The following is a 17,171-nucleotide window of genomic DNA, read 5'->3' on the forward strand; positions in this document are numbered from 1 at the left end:
ATACATATCTTTTGAAGAAGATATGCAGGGAAGCAAAATCAATCTTTATTTAACGGATCTTCTACTTTTTTCATCAGTTCTGAAAAGGAGGTCAGAGCTATCCAAATTGCAAACACAAAGATAATAGAGCCCAGAACAAACAATAGCATATTCGAACCTGTTCCCATCCACGACCATTCAAAGACAACCTGCTGGAACATCGCAAACAAGGTCATAAAGATCAGGAATATCATCGGGATGAGTGCAACCATATAGTTACTTCCTTTTCGTTTTAGCCAAATAGCAATTAAGAATAAACTAATGGCAGCCAGTAATTGATTGGCAGTTCCAAATAATGGCCAGATGAGGTAGCCGCCTGATCCGAAACCATTTGGCCCTTCAGGTATTAACACAAGCGCCGCACTGGAAAGCACAGCAATCGTTGTCGCTACATGTGTTTTCGTTAATGGCTGGATTTTATATTCAATCCCTAACTCTGCAATAATGTACCGCATCAAGCGTACCGAGGTATCTAATGTCGTCGCAGCAAAGCTGACAACGATAATCGATACGATTGTCGTTGCTATATCTGCCGGAATTCCCAGTCCCTGCGCTAATGTTGCCGCTCCTTCAATAAACGTTCCAAGACCAATGGCATTCGCTTCATTAAAAGAAGTATAGGCTTGTGAAAACGCATCGGTATTTGCAAAGAAGGTTCCTACTGCAATGATGGAAACCAGGGCCAGAATGCCTTCTCCCACTGCCCCAAAGTAACCTACAAAACGCGCATCGGTTTCTTTATCCAGCTGTTTAGAAGAAGTTCCTGAAGATACTAATCCGTGAAACCCGGAAATAGCACCGCAAGCAATCGTAATAAACAGGAGCGGAAGAAAGCTTCTATCCGGACTTTCATTTACTGCAGGAGCTGTCATACTTGGAGACGTGAAAAGCAATCCCAAATAAAGGATAGCCAGTCCGACAACTAATTGATGCGAATTAATGAAATCTCTCGGCTGCAGTAATTTCCATACCGGGAGCGTAGACGCAATATATACATATACCATCAAAATAACAATCCATATCAGGAACGCTGTTGAAACAGAGCCCAGGCCGAATAAACCGGTACCATTCTCTCCTCCCATATACCCGACTAAATCAATTTGAAGAAAACCGACTCTGCTTGCCATAATAGCCGCTGCATACATGATGACTAATGCAATAACAGAGGGAAGGAGCATTTTTACATTCCGTTTATATGCTGCATAACCAATCCAAATAGCTAACGGAATTTGAATAAAAACCGGAAATACACTCGCAGGATAACTAATAAATAAATTGGAAATAACCCATGCAAACACCGCATTTACCATCAATACGAGAATAAGAATAATGAATAAAAATAATAGCTTTGCCCTTCTCCCGACTAAGCGATCTGCAATTGTTCCAATAGAATACCCCTTATTTCGGACAGATAAAGCCAATGTGCCAAAATCATGGACACCAGCTGCAAAAATGGTCCCTAAAACAACCCACAAAAAAGCCGGAAGCCAGCCCCAATAAATAGCAATCGCCGGTCCTAGGATAGGGGCAGCACCTGCTACAGATGTAAAATGATGTCCCCACAAAACAAATTTATTGGTCGGAACATAGTCCACACCATCCTTGAAACGGTGCGCCGGAGTAACATAATTCGGGTCTAATCGAAATATTTTCTCTGCAACAAACTTGGAATAATACCGATAGCCCAAAATAAATACAACAATCCCTATGAGAGCTATTAAAATTGCATTCATGTAAAACTTCCCCTCCTTTTATTTTTTGTAAGCGCTTAACTTTTTTTATCAAAAACCCCCTTTATGGATTTTTCACAAGCTTAACATATTCACATTATATTTTAAAAATTTCAAATAATACCATTGAAAAACAGCTAAAAAATTGTATGAGTCAGAATGAACAACCCTAACCCATACAATTATATTTTCTCTTCCATTAAAATATGATTAACGCAGCAAGCGTCGCTATAAATAGCCCCAGTATGACCGGAAAAAAGTTTTTCCTGACTAGTTCCATTGCTGAAACACCACAAAATCCTGCAACAGCAATAAGGGATGACCATGCAATTAATGCCCCTCCGCCAGTCCAAATTGCTCCAAGCTGGCCTATTGCTGCTAATGTGCTTGCATCGATGGAAGCAGATTCTAAGGAGGCAGCTAATGCTCCCGTTAATGGCAAGCCGGAAAAGCCAGATCCGTCCAGCCCTGTGATAATCCCTACAATTAATAAGCTAAAAGCAACAAACACCGTGCTTTCCGGAAGAAAGGCCTGGATGGATGAAATGATATCGAATAAAAAGGATGGCGCTTCTTCTACAAGTAATATTTCCCGTGAAAATTCCGCATTTCCTAAAAAGAAAAATCCTGCAATCGGAATAACTGGCCCCATTGCCCTAAAGGCAAATACAAATCCATTGGTGATATGATTCCCCACATAATCTAACGCATTTTGCTTTCCAAATACAGCCGTAGCCAATAATAATAGAATCACTGCCACTCCGCCAACGAAGGCAGCTCCTTCTCCGCCGACCAAATCACTGGAGCCAAAAAATTTACTGTACAGCATATATCCGACGACGGATAATAAAACAATTGGCACCAGCCAGGCAAACGCGCGACTCCACTTGTTCAAATGCTTCAAAGCTGCCTTATGGCCGGAAGAATCATAATCTTGAATTTGTTCTGCTTCTGACTGATTTCTAGGGTCTTCTTTTGAACGAATCGATTTTCTGTAAAATAAATAAGCTAATACAGAAGCAATCACACCGGTAATAATAGATAAAACCAGTGCCCGATCAGCAACTGCAGAGGTTTCTACACCCGCTGCTGCTGCAGAGAGAGCTGGTGCAACCTGAACAATATAGTCAGAGGATAATGCCATCCCCTGGCCTGCTATTGTAATAGCAACTGCCGCTGTAATCGCCGGCAGCCCAGAACGTATCGCTGCCGGGACGAGTAAAGCACAAATAAGCGGGACAGCTGGCGTCGGCCAGAAAAATAAAGAAACTACATACGTCACAGCGATTAAAACAAAGTAAGATAAATGTCCATTGACCATGACCTTTTGAATTGGCTGAATCATCAGTATATCCGCTTTCAAATCTTTTAAGGCATTTAATAGCGCAAGCATAAAAGTAATAATCAAAAAGATACTAAAAAGCTCACGCGCCGCGACTAAATTAGCGTTAAAAATAGCCATAAATCCGCTGACTATACTTCCTTTATAAAAGCAGGCAATAACAAATGTTCCTAATAGGCTGGGAAGAACAATCCCTCTCCGGAAAATCATTGTTATTAAAATAAGCAAAGTAAAAAATCCATACAGTAAATGCGGGATAGTTAAACTCATTTCATTCAGATCCTCTCCTTCATTATGTATAGTAGCCTATGCAATAATGAAGGGAGCGGGTACAAAATAATAACGGACGGAAAAGGCATTTTAGCTCATAATAAAAACCAAGATGATCACTTTGTCTCTAAAACTTGGTGTTCTTGCCGGAGCGGCTGTTTTCAGCTATTTTTAAAAACATTCTTATTCATTAACTCAACTTTCGCACCTAAGAATAAGCAAATATATCTTGCTATTCCTAGATGAACATGTTCTCCATTAGCATGCTTGCTGGTTACATATCCGGCCTTTTTGGAATTGGTGATGGTGCATAGCTCCGCTCCGGCCAACCACTCCGCTTTCCGACGTACAGGACGTACTAGTGCAGACGTTGCAACAACTCTTTTCGATGGGGTGAGTAATCGCAACCCCAGGAGGTTGCGGTTTTAGTCTGCCATGGGGACGGCTTCAGCTAACTTGAAAAGAAAACCGCTTTTCAAGTGGATCTTCAGCTCGCCCTGTTCCCATAGGAGTCTCCGTGGTTGGCCTGCGCTCTGATAGGATTCTACAGCGAATGAAAGAAATAACATTTTAATGAGCTGGACAAAATAGCAGCTTTCGCCTGAACAACCAGTCATGACAGTATGGATATGAAATACAGGGAATCGCTTCTATGCACAGAAAGTAATCTTGGGGGAACATTTTACCATACAGCATGAAAAATATGTTCTATCTGATCAAACATCTATTTGGTGAGTTGTTTTCCGCGTATAGAAATCTTACTAGCGGAGGAAAAACACGGAGACTCCTATGGGAAAGCGCAATGGTCTTCGGTGGGGCGAGTAATCGCAGTCCCAGTCCCAGTGGGAAGACCCCGCAGAAAAAAAAGCGTACTTCTTTTTTTTGAGGAGGCTGAGCGCAAGACCATGGAAAGCGTAGTGTTTTTCCGCAGCGGCCGCATTAACCTGACAACATTACTGCGATTACTCGCCCCATCGAAAACATTTGTGCGTCGGAAAGCAAAACGGTCCGTCGCAACGGTGCTTTACACTTCGCCTTCTATTCTTTGTCACAGAAGTCATCAAAGGAACGATCAATTCCTGTTTCTATGGAAATGAGTTTACTTTTTAATGGGAGAAAGTTGAGTCATTAATAAAAGCGCAATGGTTTAAAAACAGACCATTGCGCTTTTATTAAAAATTCATTCCAGAATGTCGATTACTTTCTTTACAGATTCAGCTGATTTATCTAATTGCTGCTTTTCTTCCTCTGTTAAATCCAGCTCAATCACTTCTTCAATCCCTTTGCCGCCAAGAACAGTCGGTACACCTAAGTAAATACCATCATAGCCGTATTCTCCTTCTAAATAAGCAATGGATGGTAATACCCGGCGCTGGTCCTTTAATATTGCTTCTGCCATTACTGTTAAAGAAGCAGCCGGCGCATAGTAAGCACTTCCGTTTCCTAACAGATTTACAATTTCACCGCCGCCAGTCCGGGTTCTTTGTACAATCTCTTGTAACCGATCTTTCGAAATCAGCTTTTCAAGCGGGATACCGCCTGCATAAGAATAACGAATAAGCGGGACCATGTCGTCACCGTGGCCGCCTAAAACAAAACCGGTAATATCTTTCACGGAAATATTCAATTCTTCCGCTACAAAGGCTCTAAAACGGGCTGTGTCCAGCACTCCGGATTGTCCGATAACACGTTCTTTAGGAAGCCCGGAAGCTTTATACACACTGTAAGTCATCGCATCTACCGGATTGGTCAGCACAATAATCGTTGCATCCGCTGAATACGTAACGATTTCCTTTGTAATCGTATTCATTATTTTGGCATTTGTATTAACCAGATCATCTCTGGACATTCCCGGTTTCCGTGCAATTCCTGCAGTGATGATAACTAAGTCAGAATCCTTTGTTTCTGCATAATCAGACGTGCCCGTCACTTTTGCATCAAAACCTTGAACCGGTGCTGCTTCTGCCATATCCAGCGCTTTACCCTTTGTCGGATTCTCCATATCCGGGATATCAACAAGAACAACATCACCTAATTCCTTTTGTGCAACCATTAATGCTGTCGTTGCTCCCGTAAAGCCAGAACCAATAACGGAAATCTTTTTTCTTGCAGAACTCATTGTTATTTCCCTCCCCTGATCGCATTTAAGATACATGTATTTAAAGAAAATGCTTGCAGCACCGATACTTCCCGTTACCACAAACATTTTCTTTTGTTTAGGTCAGGTCAGTTATACTGCCCTTCCTATATTTACACTTTTTTATTTTGGTGCTTATGCTTCCATATTCTTGATCAGTTCATCAGCAAACTCAGAGCATTTCACTTCAGTTGCGCCATCCATTAGACGGGCAAAGTCATAAGTTACAACTTTAGAACCAATTGTTTTATCCATTGATTTTGTAATCAAATCAGCTGCTTCTCTCCACTCTAAATGCTCTAGCATTAATACAGCAGATAAAATAACAGAAGATGGATTTACTTTATCTAAACCTGCGTATTTTGGTGCAGTACCATGCGTTGCTTCAAAAATAGCATGTCCTGTATCATAGTTGATGTTTGCTCCCGGAGCAATACCGATACCGCCTACTTGTGCAGCAAGTGCATCGGAAATGTAGTCACCGTTTAAGTTCATTGTTGCAACAACATCAAACTCTTTTGGACGAGTAAGGATTTGTTGTAAGAAGATATCTGCAATCGAATCTTTTACTAGAAGTTTACCAGCAGCTAATGCATCTTCTTCTGCTTTATTCGCAGCTTCTTTGCCTTCTGCTTCTACAATGCGGTCATATTCAGCCCAAGTGAACACTTTATCACCGAATTCCTGCTCAGCAACTTCATAACCCCAGTTTTTGAAAGCTCCTTCAGTAAATTTCATAATGTTACCTTTATGTACTAAAGTAACATTTTTGCGTCCTTCGGTTAATGCATAGTTAATTGCTGCACGGACAATACGTTTTGTTCCTTCTTCCGATACTGGTTTCACACCGATACCTGAAGTTTCAGGGAAACGTACATTTTTTACGTCCATTTCATTTTTCAGGAAGTCAAGCACTTTCTTCACATCGTCAGTGCCTTCCTGCCACTCAATACCCGCATAAATATCTTCTGTATTTTCACGGAAAATAACCATGTCTACATCTTCCGGGCGTTTTACCGGAGATGGAACACCTTCAAAGTAACGTACTGGACGCAGGCAGGTAAATAAATCTAATTCCTGACGCAAAGCAACGTTAAGAGAGCGAATCCCGCCACCGATTGGTGTAGTTAAAGGTCCTTTGATTGCAATTTTATATTCATTGATTTTATCTAACGTATCCTGCGGCAGCCATTCACCTGTTTTATCAAATGCTTTTTGGCCGGCATATACTTCTAACCAATCAATTCCTTTTTCTCCATTGTAAGCTTTTTCAACAGACGCTTCGATTACCCGGCGAGCAGCAGCCCAAATGTCTGGACCAGTTCCGTCCCCTTCAATAAATGGAATAATTGGTTTGTTTGGTACATTCATTTCGCCATTTTCTACTACAATTTTTTCACCTTGTGTCATAGATAAAACCTCCTATTAATGATTCCTAATCTATTCTACTACATTTTAACGATATTATCCTCTTTGTTCAATAGATACATATTCTTGTAAATCCGGGCCATTATATTCAGCACGCGGACGAATTAACCGGTTGTCTGCATACTGCTCTAAAATATGCGCTATCCAGCCGGAAGTTCTGCTTACTGCGAAAATTGGTGTAAATAAATCCTCTTCAATTCCCAGGCTGTGATAAACCGATGCACTGTAAAAATCGACATTTGCAGGAAGTCCTTTATGCTCTTTCACATAATCTTCAATAGCAATGGACATATTATACCATTTTTCCTGACCTGTCAGTTTGGTAAGCTGTTTGGACATATCTCTCAAGAATTTAGCTCTCGGATCTCCATCACGATACACACGGTGGCCCATGCCCATAATTTTTTCTTTGTTTTCCAGCTTCTCCTTAATATAAGGAATAGCATTTTCTTCTTCGCCGATTTCCAGAAGCATCTTCATTACATTTTCATTTGCACCGCCGTGCAATGGTCCCTTTAGGGCTCCAATCGCTGCTACAAGTCCAGAGTAAATATCTGAAAGGGTTGCTACACAAACCCGTGCTGTAAACGTAGATGCATTTAATTCATGATCAGCATGGAGCACGAGTGCTTTATTGATTGCTTCCACTTCAATATCTTCCGGCTCTTTTCCGTTCAGCATATATAAGAAATTGGCAGAATAGCTTAGGTTTTCTTTTGGCTGAACCGGGTCTTTTCCGTCACGAATCCTTGCAAACGCAGCTACAACAGCAGCGATTTTTGCCTGGATACGAACAGCTTTTCTTTTATTTGCTTCTTCGTCCATGACATCAGCTTCTTCATCGTAAATCCCCAACAATGAAACCGCTGTCCGAAGAGCTGCCATTGGATGCACACTGTTCAAATCATAGGAACGCAAATGATTAACAATAGCATCTGAAATGCTCATATTCTTTGCTAAATCAGTCTTTAACGCATCTAATTCTGATTGAGTCGGCAGCTTTTGATTCCAAAGTAAATAAATAATTTCTTCGAAGCTGGAATTTTCAGCTAAATCATCAATTTTATAACCCACATAGGATAATTGATCATCTATGATCGAACTAATTGCTGATTGTGTTGCGACAATATTTTCTAATCCTTTTTTTGATGTTGACATATTACCTCTCCCTTTCCAGTTAATCAAAGTATTAGATATTCATTTCAAATAAAATAATACAAGGGTGACAAACTTTTTTGATTGTTTAAATCTATGTAGGAATAAAATTGAGCAATTACCATACATTCACTTCGTATCATTCAGGTGATGGAACGCGCGCTTCGCGGACAATTTAAACGTGGCACCAAAGTCTTTTAACCATTACGTATCAATGAATTTATTATTCTACTTTTAAACAAACACAGAAATACTTTATCTTTCAATTTGTACCCTTCAGCTTGATTATAGCAATATTTATTATCTGCCCATCTTTCATTATAAATGATAAAAAGCAGAATGTGAATTGAAACCGTTTAAATTATGTTAAATAACTGTTAGATTCCTCCTTTTCCTGCTGGCGTTTTACTACTTACCCATGATGCAAAGACCTTATTACTTCTACTTTGCCGCTTCCAATCATAGATTAAATTAGGTCTTTTTTTCTGGAGGAAATATGATGCAATCAAAAATCCTTGGACAACTTATCCGTTCTTTTATTGTTATCAGCACTTTATGCAGCAGTCTTTTCCTATTCTATATATTATTTCCTTATATCTATCCTATTCTGATAGCATTCCTGCTTTCTTTACTCTTCCAGCCGCTGATCAGATGGTTTGTAAACACACTTAAAATGCCGAGGCTGCTTGCTCTAATCAGCACATTCAGTCTTTTTCTCAGTTTATTTACGATTGCTCTATACTTTTTAATAAGCGAAGTTTATCAAGGTATCAGCTATTTATCGGACAGGCTTCCTGCTTATTTCCGTCATATAATGGAACAGTTTCAGCAGTTATTAGATATGCACATCCTGCCATTATACGATAAATTGCTTTCTCTGCTGACGACACTGCATGTCGATTATCGTTTGGAAGTCTATGAATATATTCATTCCTTTACAGATTCGATGACGTCTGCTTTTACTCATTTCTTTCAAATACTGATGCAGCAGACAGCAAATTTTTTAATTATACTGCCAAATTCTTTTACTGTTCTTATTTTTATTGTACTGGCTACTTTTATGATCAGCTACGACTTCCAAAATATTCAAATCCGCATCCATGACATGATGCCTTCTAATTGGTACACGCTTTATCAAAAAATAGTCTCTCATTTAAAAGAAGCTGTGATTGGTTACTTTAAAGCACAGTTAATACTGGTTTGTATTTCTGCGGTTATTTTGTGGACTGGTCTGCTCATCCTTCGGGTGGAGCATGCATTTACCATTGTATTGTTTGCTGCAATCGCAGACTTTATTCCTTATTTAGGAATCGGCATTATTATAATACCTTGGATTCTGTTTAGCTTTTTAACCTTTAATTATTCCTTAACGATTGGTTTATCTGTGCTGTACGGCCTGATTATTATTATCAGACAGTTTATAGAGCCTAAAATCGTGGCAACTTCCATTGGCATCTCGCCTTTAATGATGCTGATCGGGATGTTTTTAGGCGTCCAATGGTTTGGTGTTCTGGGATTAATCTTTGCCCCGGTCAGTTTAGTTGTGATGCTCGCCATCAAAAAATCTGGGGTGTTTCAGCAATTATTCCTTTATATTAAAGGGTGATTCCTGCTAAGCTGTGTTCAAAAAGGGGCTGAGTTAGAAGCAAACAGAGAAAAGCGCTTATCGTTTGGTCCCCTTTTGAACTCTCTCTACCAGCGACGATAAATAATTGTATTTCTCCCCATTAACTGCATAGCGATTTTCTTAAGCTGATTTTTAAATTGATTTCTTGTCCAGGGTATTAATAATAATAATCCTGCAATATCTAAAACAAAGCCCGGAATAATCAAAAGGAATGCTCCAAGCATGGTTGCCAGACCATCAAGAAGTTCTTCTGTCGGAGGGGCCCCTCTTTGTAATTGCAGCTGCGCACGTCTGAATACTTCCATTCCCTGATATCTGGCCAGAAAAATCCCTAATATAGCTGTTGTAATAATTAATCCGACTACCCATAGCACACCTATAAGCTGGCTTAGCCATAGAAATACTCCAATTTCGATTGCCGGGATAATGATAAATGCCAGAAGAAGGTATTTATTTCTCATTGTTAACATCCTTTCTATCGTGCAGCTATACTTTTGGAATGTATAAACAGAACCTCCGATTGTATTCGGAGGTTCTGTTTGCTTGCTTACCTATTATAATACACCTGCGTGACCTGCGTAAACTTGTCCGCGGCTGCTGTCTACTGTAATGTCCTGACCGTCTTCCAATAAATCAAAGACATTCTCTGCACCTACAATAACAGGGATTCCAAGGCTGACACCAACTACGGCAGCATGCGAAGTCAAACCGCCTTCTTCTGTAATAACGGCAGCAGCTTTTTCAATTGCCGGCATCATTTCTTTTTCCGTAGCATATGTTACAAGGATATCTCCCTCATTCATACGGGTCAATGCTTCTTCATTGTTTTTAGCAAAGACAACATGTCCGTATGCTTTACTTCTTCCGATACCTTGTCCTTTTGCAACTACATCTCCAATGACATGAACTTTCATCAGATTTGTTGTACCTTTTTCTCCAGCCGGTACCCCTGCAACAACAAGGACAGTTTCTCCTCGTTTGCATACGCCCGCTTCAAGCCCCTGTTTGACAGACACTTCCAGCATTTCATCTGTAGATTTTGTCGGAGTTCCCATTACTGCATGAACACCCCACACAAGAGAAAGCTGACGATTTACGACTTCATCCACGGTTACAGCAATAATCGTTGCTTTCGGACGATATTTGGAAACCATGCGGGCTGTCGATCCGCTTTCTGTCGGTGTAATGATTGTACCAATACCTAAGTTATATGCCGTATGTGAAACAGATTGCGTAATCGCTTCTCTGATTTCCATATCTACATTTTTAGAACGTTCTTCTAAAATTACTTTATGATTTAATGCAGATTCTGCTTTTAATGCAATATTACTCATGGTTTGAACAGATTCCACCGGATAATTACCAGCTGCTGTTTCACCAGAAAGCATGATAGCGTCTGTACCATCAAAAATAGCATTTGCAACGTCAGAAGCCTCTGCACGGGTCGGACGAGGATTACGCTGCATGGAATCTAACATTTGTGTCGCTGTAATAACTGGTTTTCCAGCTGTATTACATTGCGTAATAAGCTTTTTCTGAACTAGAGGTACATCTTCTGCAGGTATTTCGACACCTAAGTCTCCACGGGCAACCATTAAACCGTCACTTACTTCCAGAATGCTGTTAATATTGTCTACGCCTTCCTGGTTTTCAATTTTAGGGATAATTTTAATATGCTCTGCCTGATGCTGCTCCAGTACTTCTTTGATTTCCAATACATCTGAAGGACGGCGTACAAAGGATGCTGCAATAAAGTCTACACCTTGCTCCACTCCAAAAATGATATCATTGGTATCCTTTTCTGTAATTCCTGGAAGATTAACAGATACGTTCGGAACGTTAACTCCTTTTTTGTTTTTGATTTCCCCAGAGTTCAACGCTACCGTTACAATTTCTCCGCTTTCTTGCTTGATTTCTTTTACTTCTAATTCAATCAAACCATCATCCAGAAGGATTTTAGATCCTGGATGAACATCATTGATCAATCCACCATACGTAATGGAGAATCGCTCAGCAGTACCTTCTACATCATTCATGGAAACAATTACTTCATTCCCTTGAACAATATCTGCTCTTCCTTCTTTAAAATTACCTGTGCGAATTTCAGGACCTTTTGTATCCAGAAGAATCGCTACCGTTTTATTTTTTCGGGCAGCTGCTTCACGAATATTTTTGATTCGCGCACCATGCTCGTCAAAGTCTCCATGGGAGAAGTTTAATCTGGCTACATTCATTCCTGCATCGATTAACTGCTCCAATTTTTCAACCGATTCTGATGCCGGCCCTATCGTACAAACAATTTTTGTATTTCTCATTATTATTTCCTCCTTCAATTCAATACCAATCTTTCATTAAATAGACAATTCTTTAGATAACTGGAACATTTCATTATCAATATGATGCTTCAATTTTAAAATGTCATCAATATCATTATCGACAATTTTGTTGTTTTGAATCCCGACCATACGACCGCCTTTATTATTTAAGAGCAATTCTACAGCTGCAGCACCCAGACGGCTTGCTAATACCCTGTCTTGGCCAGTTGGAGAACCACCTCTTTGAATATGTCCTAATACAGTTACCCTTGTTTCCAAGTCAGTAGCCTCTTCAATTTGTTTCCCTACGTCAAACCCATTGCCGACGCCTTCTGCGAGCAGGATAATACTGTGCTTTTTCCCACGTTTATGTCCGCGGTTTAACCGGTCAACGATTTGAGAGAATTCATCGTTTTGTTCGGGGATGAGGATACTTTCAGCTCCAACGGATAAGCCAGCCCATAATGCTAAATCTCCTGCATTGCGGCCCATTACTTCTATGACGTATGTACGCTCATGGGAAGTAGCCGTATCACGAACCTTATCCACAGCGTCTATAATCGTATTAAGAGATGTATCAAAACCAATTGTGAAATCCGTTCCTGCAATATCATTATCAATTGTTCCCGGTACACCGATACAAGGAATTCCCTTTGCAGTCAGTTTTTGTGCTCCTTTAAAACTGCCGTCGCCGCCAATTACGATTAACCCTTCAATTCCAGCTTTCTTCAGTTGTTCGACTGCTTTTTGCTGACCTTCATCGGTTTTAAATTCTTCACTTCTAGCTGAAAATAAAATCGTCCCGCCGCGATGAATAATATCACCTACAGAACCAAGATGCATTTTTTCAAAATTACCATCCATTAAACCCTGATAGCCATTTTTGACTCCAAACACTTCCATGTCATGATAGATTGCTTTTCTCACAACTGCTCTGATTGCAGCATTCATGCCGGGAGCATCTCCACCACTAGTCAAAACACCAATTTTTTTCATTTATTTTCCCACCTTATAGTTAAAATATTGCAATGTCCAACTTATTTTAAATATATTCAAGTGCTGGTTTCTAACATACTGCCTGTTTCCCAAACAACAAGCCAGCTCCGCTCTGTTGTACTAGTTTGTCCAATTCCCTCTATTACATTTTTAAAACACCTGAACATATCCTTACATAAATAAAAGATAAAGAAAATCATCTGAGACTGCAATGATAAACCAAAATCATTAAAGGCTTGGTTTCTTATCTTTCGTCCACTACATTCTCTATTTTACATGATTCTTTCATTATAATCCAAACTAAAATAAAGGCTGACATTCATTCTCAGCCTTTATAAACAATTATATCGTTTGAAATGAACCTATCTTTTTATATTTTTGCCATCTTTCTTCAACTATATCCTCTGGTGACAATGCTTTCAGCTCGTTCAGTGATTTTTCTAGTACTTGATCAATAAGACCGGCTTGTGTATCAATATCTCGATGGGCGCCGCCTTTTGGTTCAGGAATCATTTCATCAATAACACCTAATTTTTTTAAATCTGGAGCTGTAATCTGCATCGTTTCAGCGGCACGCTGTGCTTCTCCTGCATCTTTCCATAGAATCGCAGCTGCACCTTCCGGAGAAATAACAGAATATGTAGCATTCTCCAGCATATGCACATGATTTCCAACACCGATACCCAGCGCGCCTCCGCTGCCGCCTTCTCCTATCACAATACACACAATGGGAACCGTTAAACCGGCCATCTCCATTAAATTTTTGGCGATAGCTTCACTTTGTCCTCTTTCTTCCGCAGCTTTTCCAGGGTATGCCCCTTTCGTATCGATAAAGGTAATAATAGAGCGGTTAAATTTTTCGGCCTGCTTCATATGGCGTAAGGCTTTTCTGTAACCTTCCGGATGCGGCATGCCAAAATTACGTTTAATATTTTCTTTCGTATCTTTCCCCCGCTGGTGTCCGATCACTGTCACCGGCTGCTTTTTATAATAAGCAATTCCAGAAACGATTGCTTCATCCTCACCAAATAAGCGGTCTCCATGAAATTCAATAAAATCTTCAAATAATCTATCGACATAGTCCAGCGTAGTCGGCCGTTCAGGATGTCTGGCCATCTGCACACGATTCCATGGTTTCAGGTTGCCATAAATATCCTCTTCCAGCTTTGCTAAACGTTCTTCCAGATTATTGATTTCATCTCTTAAATCAATATCACTATTCTCTGTAAAAGATTTCAGTTCCTTAATCTTTTCTTTCAAATTCACAATCGGCTTTTCAAATTCTAATATTGGCGCCATTTTTGATTACCTCCCATCCGTGTGCATACAAAGAAGCTTTCCAAGCGTTGTTTTCATATCATGACGGTGAATAACCTTGTCTACTTGGCCATGCTCTAATTGAAATTCAGCTGTTTGAAAATCATTTGGAAGCTTTTCCCGGATTGTCTGTTCAATAATTCTCCGCCCGGCAAAACCAATAAGCGCCCCCGGTTCTGCAAAATTATAATCTCCAATAGATGCAAAGCTTGCAGATACACCGCCAGTAGTCGGATGAGTCATCACGGAAATCATTAAATTGCCGCTGTCTCTAAATCGTTTCACAGCAAAGGATGTTTTTGCCATCTGCATTAAGCTTAAAAGCCCTTCTTGCATACGAGCTCCGCCAGATGCTGTAAATATAATGAAAGGAATCGACTCTTTTCTGGCATTTTCAATCGCTCTAGTTATTTTTTCACCTATGGCAGAGCCCATACTTCCCATACGAAAGTTGGAATCCATGACAGCAAATGCAACCTGATTTCCATCAATTGCACCTTTTCCAGTAACAATTCCTTCGTTCAGACCTGTTTTTTGACGGTCCTTCTTGATCTTCGTCTCATAATCAGGAAAATCAAGCGGGTTAGCAGAGGTCAAGCCCGCATCCCATTCTGTAAATGTTCCTTCGTCAAATAAACTCTCAATTCTTGTCCATGCTGTCATCGGATGGTGATATCCGCAATTTGGACAAACATATAAAGACTTAACTATCTCTTTTCGATAATAGATTTGCTTACAATTATCACACTTCTGCATTAACCCCTCTGGAACATCTACTTTTGCTTTCTCGCTCGGGATTGATGCATACTTCTTACGCTTGCCGAAAAAATCTTTAAGTGGCAAGTTTATCCCCCCTTTTTCTGCTGCCAGGTTAATTGTATATAAAATATATAATAAATAAATTGCATCTATTAACCAGCATTCAAATAGAGCTTTCAGGTAAGAACGTTTTTCCTATCTTACCATTGTAAACTATTTTCCCAAGTTATAGTAGTGCGTTTTAAAACGGATGATAAAAAAATGAAGCTGGTATATTTTTCAGGTTAATGCGACCGCTTCGGACGAGTTATGGCGAGGTGAGTAATCGCAATCCCCTAAACGCAGGTAAAAAAGTTCGCTTTTTTCTCTGCGGCCGCCTCATTGAAAACATTTGTAATCACTCGTCCCATTATAAACCTTTGGCAACTTTTGAACACGTACTTAATCGTTCTTTTACAGAAATCAAATAGAAACCCAACAAATAGATTACCACCTGATTGCAAGTCGCGCAATCAGATTGTCATTATAAATGCATCATTATATATTAAATAAACGGAGATAAAAGCTTTCTGATAACCTTATTTCAAGCCTTCTTCCGGATGATTCAACAAACAGATTAAAAAATAATTTAATTTAGACAGGATAGCTAATATCTCATTTTAAGTTTTTATTTTTTCACATAAAATACCCCTAAAACACTTTGAATAAAAATAAAAATGTCTCAGGGGATAATTACAATGTCAAATTATTTATTGATTTCCTTTGTCAGACGTCTTGTCTTCTCTGCCACTTCTTCCGGATCTACGTGAATGCGGGCAACTCCGGATTTCATTGCTGCTTCCGCTACGTGCTTAGCTACAAGCGGTGCAACTCGTCCGTCAAAAGGAGAAGGAATTACATAGTCTTCATTCAACTCTCTGTCTTCTATTAAAGATGCAATCCCCTCTGCAGCAGCTATCTTCATTTCTTCATTAATACGCGTTGCTCTGACATCCAAAGCTCCCCGGAATATCCCTGGAAAAGCAAGCACATTATTGACTTGGTTCGCAAAGTCGGAGCGGCCGGTGCCGATTACTTTTGCTCCAGCTGCTTTTGCATCCTCAGGCAGGATTTCCGGATCCGGGTTCGCCATTGCAAAAATAATTGCATCATCATTCATTTTTTCAACCATTTCTTTTGTTAAAGCGCCACCTACTGAAACACCGATAAATACATCTGCACCTTCTAATACATCTTCCAGACTTCCTTCTATCTTCTGCGCATTGGTATATTTTGCGACCATTTCTTTTACGTTGTTCATCCCTTTAGGACGTCCTTCATAAATTGCACCGCGAGAATCACACATAATCATGTCATGAACTCCCAGGCTCTTTAAGAGGCGGATAATTGCGATTCCAGCTGCGCCGGCTCCATTTGCTACAACTTTGATATTAGAGAAATCTTTATTTACCAGTTTTAAAGCATTCATCAGGCCTGCCACTGTGACAATTGCCGTGCCATGCTGGTCATCATGAAAAATGGGAATATTGGTTTCGCTTTTTAACCGCTCTTCTATAATAAAGCAGTTAGGTGCTGCAATATCTTCCAAATTCACCCCGCCAAAGGTCGGCTCCATCAATTTAACAGTCTCTACAATTTTATCGACATCTTGTGTATCCAAGCAGATTGGAAAAGCATCCACGCCTGCAAATCCTTTGAATAATACCGCTTTTCCTTCCATCACAGGTAAAGAAGCTTCTGCACCAATGTTACCAAGTCCTAAAACGGCAGAACCGTCGCTTACTACCGCAACCATATTTCCTTTCATCGTATAATCATAGACGGTTTCTTTTCGTTCATAGATTTCTTTACAAGGCTCTGCTACACCAGGAGAATAAGCTAAGCTTAGATCTTCTTTATTCCTCACCGGCACCTTTGTCTTCACTTCCAGCTTCCCTTGCTTTTGTTCATGTAAATGTAATGCTTCGTCTCGTAGGTTTGCCATTGAATTCCGCTCCTTTGAATACAGTAAGTAATATGTATAATTATTGCGCTTACATATTAGGCCAAGCCATTT

General features: G+C 39.9%; 12 protein-coding genes. 1 reads left to right on the forward strand and 11 read right to left on the reverse strand.

What is annotated here, in order from left to right; translation table 11 throughout:
• Positions 1–38 precede the first annotated feature (38 nt).
• The 5 genes from MKX55_RS15760 to citZ form a co-directional block, all read right to left on the reverse strand.
• Positions 39–1,772, reverse strand: a complete 1,734-nt coding sequence (locus tag MKX55_RS15760; protein WP_339178519.1) for a carbon starvation protein A — start codon at positions 1,770–1,772, stop codon at positions 39–41.
• Between the two features lie 196 nt (positions 1,773–1,968).
• Positions 1,969–3,381: a hypothetical protein gene (locus MKX55_RS15765; RefSeq protein WP_339233447.1), complete on the reverse strand. Its 1,413-nt coding sequence runs from the start codon at positions 3,379–3,381 to the stop codon at positions 1,969–1,971.
• A gap of 1,180 nt (positions 3,382–4,561) precedes the next feature.
• Positions 4,562–5,500, reverse strand: coding sequence for a malate dehydrogenase (mdh, locus tag MKX55_RS15770; RefSeq protein ID WP_339233449.1), 939 nt, complete (start codon positions 5,498–5,500; stop codon positions 4,562–4,564).
• A 153-nt stretch (positions 5,501–5,653) separates the two neighbouring features.
• On the reverse strand, positions 5,654–6,928 hold the full coding sequence (gene icd / locus MKX55_RS15775; RefSeq protein WP_042535339.1) for an NADP-dependent isocitrate dehydrogenase: 1,275 nt from the start codon (positions 6,926–6,928) through the stop codon (positions 5,654–5,656).
• Between the two features lie 54 nt (positions 6,929–6,982).
• Positions 6,983–8,104: a citrate synthase gene (gene citZ, locus MKX55_RS15780; RefSeq protein WP_339178524.1), complete on the reverse strand. Its 1,122-nt coding sequence runs from the start codon at positions 8,102–8,104 to the stop codon at positions 6,983–6,985.
• Positions 8,105–8,597: 493 nt separating this feature from the next.
• Between citZ and ytvI the strand changes: the two genes are divergently transcribed.
• Entirely contained in the window at positions 8,598–9,707 is a 1,110-nt protein-coding gene (ytvI, locus tag MKX55_RS15785) for a sporulation integral membrane protein YtvI (protein ID WP_084613005.1), read from the forward strand.
• Between the two features lie 86 nt (positions 9,708–9,793).
• Here the strand turns inward: ytvI and MKX55_RS15790 are convergent, their stop codons facing one another.
• The 6 genes from MKX55_RS15790 to MKX55_RS15815 all read right to left on the reverse strand — a co-directional run bounded on the left by MKX55_RS15790 (position 9,794) and on the right by MKX55_RS15815 (position 17,099).
• Positions 9,794–10,189: an FxsA family protein gene (locus MKX55_RS15790; protein WP_042535342.1), complete on the reverse strand. Its 396-nt coding sequence runs from the start codon at positions 10,187–10,189 to the stop codon at positions 9,794–9,796.
• A gap of 93 nt (positions 10,190–10,282) precedes the next feature.
• Positions 10,283–12,043 carry a pyruvate kinase gene (gene pyk / locus MKX55_RS15795; protein ID WP_339233450.1) on the reverse strand — a complete coding sequence of 587 codons (1,761 nt, stop codon included), beginning with the start codon at positions 12,041–12,043 and terminating at the stop codon, positions 10,283–10,285.
• A gap of 36 nt (positions 12,044–12,079) precedes the next feature.
• Entirely contained in the window at positions 12,080–13,039 is a 960-nt protein-coding gene (gene pfkA / locus MKX55_RS15800; protein ID WP_256704893.1) for a 6-phosphofructokinase, read from the reverse strand.
• 342 nt (positions 13,040–13,381) lie between these two features.
• On the reverse strand, positions 13,382–14,338 hold the full coding sequence (accA, locus tag MKX55_RS15805) for an acetyl-CoA carboxylase carboxyl transferase subunit alpha (RefSeq protein WP_339233451.1): 957 nt from the start codon (positions 14,336–14,338) through the stop codon (positions 13,382–13,384).
• Positions 14,339–14,344: 6 nt separating this feature from the next.
• Positions 14,345–15,199, reverse strand: coding sequence for an acetyl-CoA carboxylase, carboxyltransferase subunit beta (gene accD / locus MKX55_RS15810; protein WP_339233453.1), 855 nt, complete (start codon positions 15,197–15,199; stop codon positions 14,345–14,347).
• A 661-nt stretch (positions 15,200–15,860) separates the two neighbouring features.
• Positions 15,861–17,099 carry a malic enzyme-like NAD(P)-binding protein gene (locus MKX55_RS15815; RefSeq protein ID WP_042535350.1) on the reverse strand — a complete coding sequence of 413 codons (1,239 nt, stop codon included), beginning with the start codon at positions 17,097–17,099 and terminating at the stop codon, positions 15,861–15,863.
• Positions 17,100–17,171: the final 72 nt, after the last annotated feature.

This window comes from Oceanobacillus sp. FSL W7-1281, assembly GCF_037969835.1.
Taxonomy (GTDB): domain Bacteria; phylum Bacillota; class Bacilli; order Bacillales; family Amphibacillaceae; genus Oceanobacillus; species Oceanobacillus oncorhynchi.

What these genes read in the sequence shown, in the direction of transcription:
- pfkA (WP_256704893.1), bottom strand. Translation starts at nt 13,039, where the DNA reads ATGAAAAAAATTGGTGTTTTGACTAGTGGTGGAGATGCTCCCGGCATG.
- MKX55_RS15790 (WP_042535342.1), bottom strand. Translation starts at nt 10,189, where the DNA reads ATGAGAAATAAATACCTTCTTCTGGCATTTATCATTATCCCGGCAATC.
- citZ (WP_339178524.1), bottom strand. Translation starts at nt 8,104, where the DNA reads ATGTCAACATCAAAAAAAGGATTAGAAAATATTGTCGCAACACAATCA.
- accA (WP_339233451.1), bottom strand. Translation starts at nt 14,338, where the DNA reads ATGGCGCCAATATTAGAATTTGAAAAGCCGATTGTGAATTTGAAAGAA.
- MKX55_RS15815 (WP_042535350.1), bottom strand. Translation starts at nt 17,099, where the DNA reads ATGGCAAACCTACGAGACGAAGCATTACATTTACATGAACAAAAGCAA.
- pyk (WP_339233450.1), bottom strand. Translation starts at nt 12,043, where the DNA reads ATGAGAAATACAAAAATTGTTTGTACGATAGGGCCGGCATCAGAATCG.
- icd (WP_042535339.1), bottom strand. Translation starts at nt 6,928, where the DNA reads ATGACACAAGGTGAAAAAATTGTAGTAGAAAATGGCGAAATGAATGTA.
- MKX55_RS15765 (WP_339233447.1), bottom strand. Translation starts at nt 3,381, where the DNA reads ATGAGTTTAACTATCCCGCATTTACTGTATGGATTTTTTACTTTGCTT.
- MKX55_RS15760 (WP_339178519.1), bottom strand. Translation starts at nt 1,772, where the DNA reads ATGAATGCAATTTTAATAGCTCTCATAGGGATTGTTGTATTTATTTTG.
- mdh (WP_339233449.1), bottom strand. Translation starts at nt 5,500, where the DNA reads ATGAGTTCTGCAAGAAAAAAGATTTCCGTTATTGGTTCTGGCTTTACG.
- ytvI (WP_084613005.1), top strand. Translation starts at nt 8,598, where the DNA reads ATGATGCAATCAAAAATCCTTGGACAACTTATCCGTTCTTTTATTGTT.